Annotated in this window: 1 pseudogene; it reads right to left on the bottom strand. The window is 49.0% G+C overall.

The annotated features are described in order from the left end of the window. Window positions 1-184: pseudogene (locus AC1M36_RS28710) on the bottom strand (cell wall-binding protein); the annotation flags it as partial. Window positions 185-202 lie beyond the last annotated feature (18 nt).

Genomic DNA, 202 nt, shown 5'->3' with positions numbered 1-202 from the left:
GCATGACGCCATCGTGCTCAAGGAGATACCATTTTCCGTTCACCTTTGTCCATCCAGTAGCCATATCGCCGCCATTATGAAGATAGTACCAGTTAGCGCCGTCAAAATACCAACCTGTACGCATGACGCCATCGTGCTCAAGGAGATACCATTTTCCGTTCACCTTTGTCCATCCAGTAGCCATATCGCCGCCATTATGAAG

This window comes from Bacillus sp. Medicinal_06 (assembly GCF_056711665.1).
The sequence above is the reverse complement of the archived record's forward strand: the minus strand, read 5'-3'. Positions and strand labels throughout refer to the sequence as shown.